Annotated in this window: 10 protein-coding genes and 1 pseudogene; 6 read left to right on the forward strand and 5 right to left on the reverse strand. The window is 42.9% G+C overall.

The features are described 5' to 3' along the window. Window positions 1–74: 74 nt before the first annotated feature. Window positions 75–485: pseudogene (locus RM347_RS34905) on the forward strand (HIT family protein); the annotation flags it as partial. A 105-nt stretch (window positions 486–590) separates the two neighbouring features. On the opposite strand, the gene RM347_RS34910 reads toward RM347_RS34905, so the two are convergent. Further along, entirely contained in the window at window positions 591–1,352 is a 762-nt protein-coding gene (locus RM347_RS34910; RefSeq protein ID WP_322719465.1) for a Uma2 family endonuclease, read from the reverse strand. A gap of 664 nt (window positions 1,353–2,016) precedes the next feature. Between RM347_RS34910 and serA the strand changes: the two genes are divergently transcribed. The 4 genes from serA (at window position 2,017) to RM347_RS34930 (ending at window position 6,255) form a co-directional block, all read left to right on the forward strand. Next, window positions 2,017–3,597: a phosphoglycerate dehydrogenase gene (gene serA / locus RM347_RS34915; RefSeq protein ID WP_229464183.1), complete on the forward strand. Its 1,581-nt coding sequence runs from the start codon at window positions 2,017–2,019 to the stop codon at window positions 3,595–3,597. A 168-nt stretch (window positions 3,598–3,765) separates the two neighbouring features. Then, on the forward strand, window positions 3,766–4,686 hold the full coding sequence (gene prmA / locus RM347_RS34920) for a 50S ribosomal protein L11 methyltransferase (RefSeq protein ID WP_322719466.1): 921 nt from the start codon (window positions 3,766–3,768) through the stop codon (window positions 4,684–4,686). Window positions 4,687–4,912: 226 nt separating this feature from the next. Further along, window positions 4,913–5,047: a hypothetical protein gene (locus RM347_RS34925; protein WP_322719467.1), complete on the forward strand. Its 135-nt coding sequence runs from the start codon at window positions 4,913–4,915 to the stop codon at window positions 5,045–5,047. Between the two features lie 80 nt (window positions 5,048–5,127). After that, window positions 5,128–6,255, forward strand: coding sequence for a hypothetical protein (locus RM347_RS34930; RefSeq protein ID WP_322719468.1), 1,128 nt, complete (start codon window positions 5,128–5,130; stop codon window positions 6,253–6,255). Window positions 6,256–6,295: 40 nt separating this feature from the next. Here RM347_RS34930 and RM347_RS34935 read toward each other — a convergent pair whose 3' ends face one another. The 4 genes from RM347_RS34935 to RM347_RS34950 form a co-directional block, all read right to left on the reverse strand. Then, window positions 6,296–7,495 carry a DUF4159 domain-containing protein gene (locus RM347_RS34935; RefSeq protein ID WP_322719469.1) on the reverse strand — a complete coding sequence of 400 codons (1,200 nt, stop codon included), beginning with the start codon at window positions 7,493–7,495 and terminating at the stop codon, window positions 6,296–6,298. A 63-nt stretch (window positions 7,496–7,558) separates the two neighbouring features. After that, window positions 7,559–8,587: a phage tail protein gene (locus RM347_RS34940; RefSeq protein WP_322719470.1), complete on the reverse strand. Its 1,029-nt coding sequence runs from the start codon at window positions 8,585–8,587 to the stop codon at window positions 7,559–7,561. Window positions 8,588–8,651: 64 nt separating this feature from the next. Further along, window positions 8,652–10,850 carry a putative baseplate assembly protein gene (locus tag RM347_RS34945; RefSeq protein WP_322719471.1) on the reverse strand — a complete coding sequence of 733 codons (2,199 nt, stop codon included), beginning with the start codon at window positions 10,848–10,850 and terminating at the stop codon, window positions 8,652–8,654. Beyond that, the gene (locus RM347_RS34950) at window positions 10,847–11,260 is read right to left on the reverse strand and encodes a GPW/gp25 family protein (RefSeq protein ID WP_094350967.1); all 414 of its coding nucleotides are present in this window, start codon (window positions 11,258–11,260) and stop codon (window positions 10,847–10,849) included. The genes RM347_RS34945 and RM347_RS34950 overlap by 4 nt, the downstream gene beginning before the upstream one ends. A gap of 279 nt (window positions 11,261–11,539) precedes the next feature. Between RM347_RS34950 and RM347_RS34955 the strand changes: the two genes are divergently transcribed. After that, window positions 11,540–11,905 (forward strand): YdhR family protein, encoded by a 366-nt coding sequence (locus RM347_RS34955; RefSeq protein WP_322719472.1) that lies wholly within the window; start codon window positions 11,540–11,542, stop codon window positions 11,903–11,905. Window positions 11,906–11,936: the final 31 nt, after the last annotated feature.

The following is an 11,936-nucleotide window of genomic DNA, read 5'->3' on the forward strand; positions in this document are numbered from 1 at the left end:
TCGCTGCGCTTATCTTAATGACCAACTTTAGAACCTGTTTAGTTCGTTTGTTCTAACAAAGTTGACATGCTCCCGAACTATATGAGTATGTTCACTATAACCATCAGCGAAATTCATCTAATTATTGTATATTCTGTAATCCCCATAAAACTCTCACACTATTAACTGAATCAGCAACTGCTTATGCTATTTTTGATGGCTATCCAATAAGCAAAGGGCATGTTTTGGTTATTCCCAAACGTCATGTTAGCAGTTATTTTGACCTACCCTTGAAAGAGCAATCTGCTTGCTGGTTTATGGTGAACAAAGTACAAGAAATTCTCAAAACGGAATTTGAACCTGATGGCTTTAATATAGGAATGAATATCAATCGAGCCGCAGGTCAAAATATTATGCACGCTAGTATTCATATCATCCCTCGTTACAAAGGTGATACTGTTGGTTCTAAAAGTGGAATCAGGAACGTTATTCCTAAAAAGCAATAGTTTTTTACTTACAGCTTCCAGTAGCAAACCCGGATTTGTAGAAAATACATAAATCTGAAAAATTAGATTTTTCAGTCTTGTTGAAAATATTGCAAAGTATTTCAGTTAACCCAGATTATCTGGATCTATTCCCAGCGCTCTTAATTGTTCTGTCAATTGTTGCACACGTAGTTCTGCTTGTTGAGCGCGTTGTGCTTCTTGTTGAGCGCGTTGTGTCTCTTGTTGAGCGCGTTGTGTTTCTTGTTGAGCGCGTTGTGTCTCTTGTTTTATTTGTTCTGCGGGTGTGAGGTACCGTTGTCCTTGTTCATCATACCAATACATCCATTCGCGCGTTACACCGCAATAATTTCCTCTTTCGCAACCAATTCCTAAGCCAATTTCTGGTAGCCAAACGGGGTTTCCCTCTTGCAATTCATACTTACCATTAACTAACTTATGTACTTCCAGATGCGGTTTGCGGCGGCGACGAGAGGAATAAATCACGTAATAAAGTACACCCAAAGCTGCATATTCATCCAACTTAGTAGTATATTCCTTGCGATAATTTTGAGAAACTACTTCTAGCACGAAAATCGGTACAACGTTTTCATCCCACAGCACATAACTGGGACGCAGTTCCTCATCATAAAACCGCTCTACCCCTAAGCTCAAAAATCCATCTGGCACAATGGGCGGTTTGTCGGGGTGATAATAAATACCCATATCTATCCCAAACAACCAGTCCATGCGTTCTGACCAAAGTATCAGCAGGATCGCCTTCAACAAGCCTGGTATCAATTCTTGTAGTTCATTATCCACAGGCGTTTCATCAGAGTCTGGTAGTTCCTCGGCTGAGGGCAAGTACCTTGGCAAGTTGTACTCTAACATGGCTGGTTTCCCCAAAACTCAAAGGATATTTGGCTCACCAGAATTATAGCGATTTCTCCCCTAGCGATGTCATTTGTATATTAAGTACTCTACTGACACTAATTGCCAGCTTTTAACTACTAGACAATCTGAAATCTACCGGAATCATGAGCCAGAAAATTTATTTGATGCCTAAGTTATAACTGTTACAATCCAATTATTTTGATGATGCAATGTTTTGCTTTGACTAAGGGATACCACTTGTGGGATTGAGAAACAGCCAAGATTCGACAGATATAATAGTTACTGCCTCGTTTGGTGGTTGTGCAGAGCATTGCCTCAGCTAAAGTTGTAGTCCAGTCAAGAATGCAGGCGTTTCTACCCCAACAAGGAAGTTGCTTAAGCCGATAAAATTTTGGTAACTCTTAACTATTAATAAATATATAGGTGCTGAGTGCTATTCATGCTTTATATTTAGCCACAGGGTGGTGCAAACAGCCACTCATCTTCAAATACTTAGGAGGCAGTACCATCGGGAGCAACTCACGCTTCGATACCATTAGCACGCAACGTAAGTAAAGGTTAAGTTGATATTAAAACGAATAATTTTTGCTGAATTGTGACAGATAAAGACTAAACTAAAAAGTCTTGTGCAGCAAAACCTGTAGCTTTAAATGAAGTAATCATGTCTAAGGTTCTTGTCTCAGATTCTATTGACCAAGCTGGAATTGACATTCTTTCGCAAGTTGCTACCGTTGATGTCAAAATAGGTCTAAAACCAGCAGAACTGATCGAAATTATTGGTGAGTATGACGCGCTGATGATTCGCTCTAGTACACGCGTCACCCAAGAAATTATTGAAGCCGGCACCCAGCTAAAAATCATCGGTCGTGCTGGTGTGGGTGTGGATAATGTGGATGTTCCCGCTGCCACACGCCGGGGAATTGTGGTAGTCAATTCTCCAGAGGGAAACACAATTGCCGCTGCCGAACACGCGCTAGCGATGATTTTGGCTTTGTCTCGCCATATCCCCGATGCTAACGCTTCGGTGAAACGCGGTGCGTGGGATCGCAATAGCTTTGTCGGCGCGGAAGTCTACAAAAAAACTCTCGGTGTTGTCGGTTTGGGTAAAATTGGCTCCCATGTTGCGGCTGTAGCGAAGACAATGGGGATGAAACTCCTAGCTTATGACCCTTTTATTTCTACAGACCGAGCCGAACAACTTGGCTGTCAGTTAGTTGAGCTAGATTTACTTTTCCAGCAAGCCGACTATATCACCCTACACATCCCCAAAACCCCAGAAACCACCCACTTAATCAATGCCACAACCCTGGCAAAAATGAAACCCACAGCCCGGATTGTCAACTGCGCTCGTGGTGGGATCATTGATGAAGTAGCTTTAGCAGCAGCTCTGAAAGCGGGTAAAATCGGCGGTGCAGCCTTGGATGTGTTCGAGTCAGAACCATTGGGTGAATCTGAGTTGCGATCGCTAGGTAAGGAAGTTATCCTCACTCCCCACTTGGGAGCCTCTACCGCAGAAGCTCAAGTGAATGTGGCTATTGATGTTGCCGAACAAATTCGGGATGTACTTTTAGGACTACCAGCCCGTTCAGCTGTCAACATTCCTGGACTCGGCCCCGATGTGTTGGAAGAACTCAAACCTTACATGCAACTAGCAGAAACTCTAGGTAATCTAGTGGGACAGCTAGCTGGCGGACGGGTGGAAGTCCTCAATATTCGACTGCAAGGGGAACTCGCAACCAACAAAAGTCAGCCTTTGATAGTAGCTGCCTTAAAAGGTTTACTTTACCAAGCTTTGCGGGAACGGGTAAATTACGTAAATGCCAGCATAGAAGCCAAAGAACGCGGAATTCGGGTGATTGAAACCCGCGATGCTTCAATTCGAGACTATGCCGGAACGCTTCATTTAGAAGCTACGGGTACTTTAGGTACTCATTCTGTCACAGGTGCTTTGTTAGGTGAGCGGGAAATCCACTTGACTGATGTTGACGGTTTCCCGATTAACGTTCCACCCAGCAAATATATGCTGTTTACCCTACACCGCGATATGCCAGGGATTATCGGCAAACTCGGTTCTCTACTCGGCAGTTTCAATGTGAATATTGCCAGTATGCAAGTAGGTCGTAAAATCGTCCGTGGTGATGCGGTAATGGCTCTGAGTATAGATGACCCTTTACCAGAGGGCATTTTGGATGAGATTATAAAAGTCCCTGGTATTCGGGACGCGTATACAGTAACACTTTAATTTTGGATTGCGGACTTCGGCTTCTCTGCAAGACGCACTCGCGTTCGCTCAGCCGAACAATTTTGGATTTTGGATTGGTAATGGCTAATTGCTCATTGTTTTTCGCATTGGTCATTAACCGTTACCAAGTCCCCAATCTAAAATCTAAAATCTAAAATCTAAAATTATATGGCAAACACCTGGTGGGAATTACAGATTTTATGTGAGCCAGACCTAGAAGATTCGATCTTTTGGCGACTGGAAGATTTTGGCTGTCGTGGAACAGCAAGTGAAAACAAAGGAAATTCATCTTTAGTCAGGGCTTACTTATCGACAATTCAAACACAGCTGCTAGATTTGGCAGCGCTGTCGCTGTGGCTGCGTCAAGATGCTCTGTGTGTAGGTGTTTCATCTCCATCCCTGCAATGGCAATTGATTGATGAGGAAGATTGGGCGACTAGCTGGAAACAATATTGGCATCCGCAGGAAATAGGCGATCGCTTCCTAATCAACCCCGCGTGGCTACCATTACCAGAAACAACAGAACGGTTAGTAATTCGTCTTGACCCAGGTGTAGCATTTGGTACCGGCAACCATGCCACCACTCAGCTATGTTTGGAATCTCTGGAAATGCGGCTAAGTGAAGTTCCTCAGTCGTTTGTGGGTACTGGTGGCAAACATGAACATCTGGTAATTGCGGATATTGGCTGTGGTTCTGGTATCCTTTCCATTGGGGCGCTGCTACTGGGAGCCGAAAAAGTCTATGCAGTAGATAATGACCCTTTAGCGGTGCAATCAACTATCAGTAATGGTGCCCTCAACGACATTAGCCCAGAACGTTTACTACCTGCACTAGGAAGTGTAGACATTTTGACAAAACTGATTGAGAAACCAGTGGATGGTATCGTTTGCAATATTTTGGCTCATGTAATTATTGAGTTGGTTCCAGAAATGAGTGCGATCGCTAAACCTGACACTTGGGCGATCTTTAGTGGTATTTTACTAGAACAATCTAAAGCTGTTGCTGATGCCTTAGAAGAAAATGGTTGGGTTGTTGCTACCCTATGGAAACGAAAAGAATGGTGTTGCTTGAATGTACGGCGTTCTTAACCCAGCGAATAATGCATTTTAACAGTATTCGACTTAAGTATAAATAATCAAGCAATTTTAACATCATATTATAGATTACCCACTATTGACTTTTGAAACCAGCAATGAAATAACGGCTACAAGTCCACAAAAAAGCTGACTCATCAAGTACTCCACTGTAGAGGTTGGGATATTTGAGAAACTGAAAAACTTTGTTAATAACCTTGGTAAGTTTTTCTTCAACAGTATGAGTGCAATAATAAATAAAATTCAGTCTTTATTTGCCAAAGGTAGAAACAACACCAGCGATTTTGATTCTCTAATGAGAGAACTTGAACACGACAAAAATAATACTGCGATCGCAAGCAAGCAAAATCAATAATTCCAGACCTTGATGGTATGGTTAAAGAACTGTGACAGGATTTTCAATTCATAGCCAATTCAAGGTAAGGATTAGATGAAATGGAATCACACATTAGGCTTCAGAGCAAGAAAACAGCAACATCAAGTTGGACGAATTCATCGCTGACTTCAGCAAATATTCCGACACTAGCGAACCCAGTACGCGGTTTTGGTTTACAAGCTGATGTGGTTCAGAAGTCATCAAATCTGCAAGCAAAGCAGGCTGATGGTAAGCAGTTATCACAAGAAGAAGCTTTCCAACAAAAGCCTCTGAGTCACGACATTAGTCGAATATCATTGCGTTCACAGGCAAAATTTAAAGTTCCGTCAGGAGAGCTTTATCAGCAAGCAGATGGGGTGGCGCAAAAGGTGATGCGTCAGGAAAATACAACTGGTATGCCTGATCACCTGAAAGCCGGGATGGAAAATCTCCAAACTGTTAGCAATAGCCAGCAAATGATTACACAATGCAAATTACAGCCAACAATTGGTCAAACCATTGGGTTAGATGTAATTCAACGATATGAAGATGAATACCATGAAGAGACAGCTACCTCAATCAAATCTGATTCCGCTAACTACCTTCTTGCAGAAAGTAATAATTTTGTGTACGCACGTCAAGGTACGCCTGCCCCTGCCTACAGCAATCTTGGAAATATGATCGCTGTAGACGGTCTAGGAAACTATCAGCGATACACACCATCTGATAAATTCCTGGCAGATTGCTTGCATACCGCAGAAGAAATCATGCATGGCCAACGTCTGAGAAGAGGGAAAGTCCGTAGTCAAGTATCGCAAACCGGAACAGTATTCGGTGAGAGTGAAGAGGATAACTGGGATGCAGCAAATGAAGTCAGTGAGGATCAGCGAAATACCAATGCAATACCAGGCGTTGGAGATGCCTATGCAATAGTTGCCCAACAACCCATCGATATAGGAGAAGAAACTGATCCAATTGACTGCCAATATCATGCAGCAGCAGTTGTAGCAGAGGACGGAAGTGACCGTATAACCTTGGAAGTATTTGGCAATCCCGATAAAAAGGGACGAAACACAAAAGGTACTTATAGCATTTACGATACCGATCCGGAATCAGGGAATACATTCCATGAAGCCTGGACTGGAACCTTTGGACAAGCTGCGGTGACAATTTCTTTGGAACGAATTCCTGAAGACATGGAAGAATAGTGCGATCGCTTTCTTGTAGTTAGTGTCTAAATTAGCACCTTCACCACTGCCCTGAATTATCTTCCTGTTGCAAACCTATTAACTGTCGCCGCTTCCAAGCATAGTGAAGGATATTAATTCCGAGTTCCTGAGCTGTACGAATGGTTAATCTGGGTAAACTCAAATCTCTATCCAGTCCCCAAGCAGTTGCTAAATCACCAATTGCTAAAATAATTCCTCCACCAACTAACAGTTTAATCTGCTGTTGATTAACCATTGGTAAGGCAGCAAATAAGAAAGGTTTTGTCCTTAAAGGATGACTCCGTTGCAATTCTTCCAAAGGTCTTAAAGGACTCTCTAACTGTTGTGCTAATGCTTGAGTACTCTCAATCAGAGGATTAGCATTCGTTGGCGCATCAATTAAAAGCACACCACCTAAATTTAAGTAATTTTTTAGGGATTCAAATTCGAGACTATTTAAAGAAATGGCTTGTCCACCTGTTAGATAAAGGATGTCATAGTCTTGGATATTTTCTCCTAAAGAAACCTGACCTGGTTCATCAGCCCCTCGCAAACTGGGATATAGGGGTTCTACTGCTTGTAACAAATACGAAAGGCTGAAAAAATTACGCGCACACTCAGGATCGCTATGATTCGCCTGTGCCATACACACAAGTGCTTGGGGACGCATTTGTGCCTGACGGCGATAACGCAAATCAATATTATTATATCCAGGAAAGAAAGCATCCGCAGGTTGGGTAATTTCAGTATGTCCTGGTTGTAAGAGTATCCGACATATTTCTATTTCTGAACTAACTGGTGTAGAGTTTCTTTGGTCAATTCGGTAAGTTTCTTGGACAATATCTCTTTGCTGTCCGCGCCGCAATTCATCAGGGTCTACATAGCTAACTACTAAGTAGATCATGAGCGGTTCTGAACTTGCTACTTCTATATCAATGGGAAAATCATAAGAAGTCGGTATAACAATTAGATTACCTGCTAAATCAATTGCAATACCAGGTTGAATTTGCACCCAACGCCCATCTCGATATCTAGCTTCAACTTGGCTTGGGGCAGTCACATCTCGAACGCCTAAACCGCAGACAATTCCTGGTTGGTTTAAACTTTGATATTGGGCATTTTGCCGATTCCGGTGGTAATCATGGGCTGTGCGCCACCGTTCGGCATTGATTAGTAACCCATCTGCGGCTTGTAGGCGTTCAAAGGATTTAATTGGTGGAGGTGGAAAAGGATGAGACATAAGTAATTTTGGATTTTAGATTTTGGATTAAATTTTAATTTAACTTACTTAATTACGAATTATTTAATTATGGGGATTTTCGATAGATAATTCGTAGGTACAAAAAGCAGGTTTTTCTTGTTCTATGATTCTTTCAATAAGTTGTTGGTTGATGATGCCAATAGAAATATTTGAACGCAAACGCACTATAAAGTGATATGGTTGTCCACCTGCTAAAACTGCATTTCCTAATTGTGCATCTCCTATAATGAAACTTGGGCCAAATGGTTCTGTAATACTAATATGTTTATCAGCTTCATTCGGTAAATGTTCGTCTAGCGGTAAACCAGTATAAAGATGTAAATAGAGACGTAATCCTTTACGAGTTCCTCGCCAGCGATAAAGTTCTACGGCTCGGCGAATTAAACGTCGCTGTTGCTGGAGATCCCAAATGGAATCTACTTGCCAAGCAACCCAATGAGCCATAAAGGGTAGTAGTGCTTGCGGTGCTGTCAAGGGATCGAGGTTTGCCCACATGACGTTGTAACTATCAACTATTGGTTGAAAAGCTTGCTCAAATATCTTCATGAAGCGACCAATAAAGTCCACTTCTCGATACAAAATTGGCAAGAATTCCATGTAGGCAGTGTAGGGACGGATGTATAAATCGAAATACTCGCTTCTCTCAATTTGTTCGTTGTCAGTGCCTGGGTCTATATGTAGAGTAATTAGGCTGCGAAAATTGAGAGTTAGTTTGTCTTTTTTTCCTGGAGAAATCGCTTCTTGGTCTTCAAAAAATGTGTCGGGTATTGAGAAGTAGAGGACAGCATCCATTTGTCCACGAGGCGGTATCTCACTGCCTTCTGTGCCAATCTGACACCACTGCGACGGGAAGTTTCCTTCAACGCTTAAGCTTACCCGCAAAGGACGTTGTTCTAAGTTTTGTACTTGCACAATCATCTCGCTGGGATGTCCAGGATGCAAGAGCAAACTACGTCCAGCCACATCCATATCCGCGTTTGCAAATGCTAAACCTGCCACAGGTAAAGCTTCGGGAATTTGCATTGGCGTTAATTGAATGCGTACAGCTGGACTAGAGCGACTTTGAACCATAGGATTGGGGATTGGGGGAGAATAACTACTGACAAATGACAAATGACAAATGACAAATGACAAATTACGAATTACGAATTATTTGGATGTCGTGATTTGAACGCAGATTGGTATCAGCCCAAGAACATATCAAACCTTCCGATCCTGGGTCAATCAATTGTTCTGGCGATGGTTGTCGTCGCCAATTTTCTCCTTGCTTGCGGATGGGAAATAGCAAGACGGGGCCTAAATGCCGTACACCTGGGGTTTGTTGCAGTAATGCCACAATATCCGATGTATAAACGGGTCGCCCAAATGGCCAACCTTTGCCGTCGATTCCTCCAGTTAATGGATTTAAATATTTATATAGCGATCGCCTTAAATTCCGGCGAATTTCTTCGCTGGCAAAAGGGTTGTTGTATGCTGGCTCTAAGGCAATTTCTGTTTGTACAGAAACACCTACGTAATTCGGTTCTTGTAATTCTATTTGTACCCCTAATAAGCGTCTTTCATCTAAGTAACTCAAAATTTGCTCTTGCAGGGTATTACTGAGGGCAAACTCTTCTGGTGTCATCCCATTGCCTTGCGCGATCGCATCTGTATTTGCATAAGGAACTACCAGTAAACTAACTATACCAGCTTGTCTCCGAGAATTTGCTGGCAAACACCGGACACGCGCGATCGCACCAGCACCCGCCTGTTGAGTTAAAACTTCAAAATCTTCGGCAGTGACGGCGCGATCGCGCGTGCGGAGGATGCGGGGAGCCTTCATTACAGCTTGTTCCAGTGACTCAGCATCCGCCCCATTGATTGCTGGTACACGATTGACCACACTAGCAATATATGGATATGCAGACTTCAAAAACTGGATTGCCCCAGTTTGAACATTGCCTTCTCTACCACCGCCTGTACGATAAGTAACTATTTTAATCTCTGATCCACGGGGAGGAATCGCCCCATATTGGTGTTCCGACTGGTTATTTTCCAGAACTTGTACAGATGTGTCATCTAGTGATGGTTGCTGAATTCGCGTTCGCACCTGTGTATGCTGTTTAAGCTGGCTAGGTTCCCGAATTAGCGGTCCAAATTGGATTGTACCAGTGATCGAATCGATGGTGTAATGAAAATTATGCGGCCCAGAATCAGCAAAATCTCTCACCTCAGTCCACTTCTGAGGCAAACCACCAGCGGGAGTAACTAAAATATACTCATTTTCTTTCCGTTCTAAAATTGGTGCTGTTTGTAACTGGAAACTCTGACCGGGTGTACCATCACTAATTCCCAATCGCTCATCTTGAATCAGCGTACTGTGACTAGCCCTAACAGTACCGCCAATTGAACGGACTGCTAAACCAATAATTCGTGGTGGACGATTGTAACCAGATTCATTAGCTTCTGTGGAAATGAAGCTACAGCGCAGCCAGCGACCTCGGTATGAGGTAAAATTAGCCACAGGCCAAATTTGAGGTAGATGCAGACGTACCTCTGCACCTTGAGACGGGTTTCCACCATCTTGGGCGATTTCGTAAAAACTGAAGCCACGAGTTTTATCATCTGATTCTTGTAATAAAACTGGTTGCCAATTTTCTCCATCCCAGGCTTCCCACTTGCGGGGTGGTTGATTGGGGTTAATACCAGCAGGTGTAGCCGCAGCCCCTTGGAAAATAATTTCCAAAACATTAGCGTCTAAAGGATCATCAGAATTAATTGCTAAATAAAAAGAGTTACCAGGCTGGGGTTCCTCTTCAAATATCGGTTGTTCATTACCTGTCCAGTAACCGTTAGATTGACGAGTCCACGAAGTTGTGACTCTTTCTCGCAGAGATTGGGGAATGTCTTCAGTGGTTTGGGCAGTTAAGAAGTGCTGTATGCGGGGTTTGCCGATAATTAGAGGAGAATCTGTGCTGAAGGTAATCGCTTCTGTGGTTTCAGTGCGGATAGTTGAGGCTTCCAATCCGGCTGGAATCGTGTAGGCTTCAGGTAGTGCAGCGCTTAAATAAAAAGTTAATTCCGTGCGGGCTGGGGCGGGAGGCTGGAGACGGATACCCAGTAATTCTAGGAAAGCGACATAATTTTTTCGGGGTACTTGGTTAAATCTGAGCAACATTTGGTCAGTTAACCAAGCAAATAACTCAATTAGCGTAATTCCTGGGTCGCTGAGATTGTGGTCTGTCCATTCTGGACAGTAGCGAGGAATACGCATAATACATTCTTCCACCAAATCATCGAAGGCGCGATCGTCTAAGTTGGAAGAAGGTAATTTTGGTAGAAAGTCAAAGTTCACGATTCCTCCCCAGCTGACACCAAATAATAAGGATAAACAAAACTATAAATATCGGGGCCGTCTTTGAGTCGATAATTGATGATGATGTCCACTCTGCCACGCACTGGATCGGGATCGGTGACAACTTCATCGATAGTAATGCGTGGTTCCCAAACTTCTAAAGCTTCCAAGACATAAAGGCGGATTCGCAGTAGGGTATCGCTATTTAAAGGTGCAAACGCCAGTTCCGACAAGCGCGAACCAAACGTCGGTCGATAAACCCGCTCACCTACACCCGTGCGGAGGATAATCCAAATAGATTCTTTAACTTTTTGATCTTCACGGCTAAGTTGTATCCCACCTTGCACACTTAAATGCAGTGGATAAGCCCAACCTGTTCCCAAATAGGCTCGTTGACGACCGTAAACCATATCTGGCACTTAGACAGCTGTTACATGGATATCTTCAAAGATATCGGCACAGAAGGTTTAAGCCTATTCGCCAAAGGTCGAAGATGAAAAGGCAGGCAGGGGGGCAGGGGGGCAGAGGGGCAGAGGGAAAGAGGCTTTTACGATTTTTGCACAGATGCGGTAATCATAAGTGATTAACAGGACTTGATATGAGATGGATTAACGGAGTTCCGAGGTAGATGAACGGAGTTCTGATATTATGTCCGCATAATTGCAGAAAAATTCAAGATAGGAGCAGAAATGTCAGTGAGTAAAGTATTCGTCTACGCCGAGTATCAAGTGTCTATTCCTTTTAGTCAGATTGATTGGAAATCAACTAATGTAGAAATGAAAAAGTTTCCCGGATTGAAATCCAAAACTTGGTTAAGTGCTTTGAACACCAATACTGTTGGTGGTTTTTATGAATTTGATTCTGTAGAGAATGCACAAAATTATATTGATGGTATTTTGATTCCATTCGCTAAACAAGTCAATGGAAATCTCACTGTAAAGCTTTTCGATGGTGATATAACCAAAGAAGCTAGCACAGGTATGAGTTCTCCTTTCTATCCGGCAGAATTTATAGCGGTTCTCAGTTGGGTGCAATATAGTAACAGCAGTGAGTGAACCATCCAATAATGTCTTTTTTGGTGACTGC

Origin of the sequence: Nostoc sp. ChiQUE02, from assembly GCF_034531305.2 — a bacterium.
GTDB lineage: Bacteria > Cyanobacteriota > Cyanobacteriia > Cyanobacteriales > Nostocaceae > Nostoc.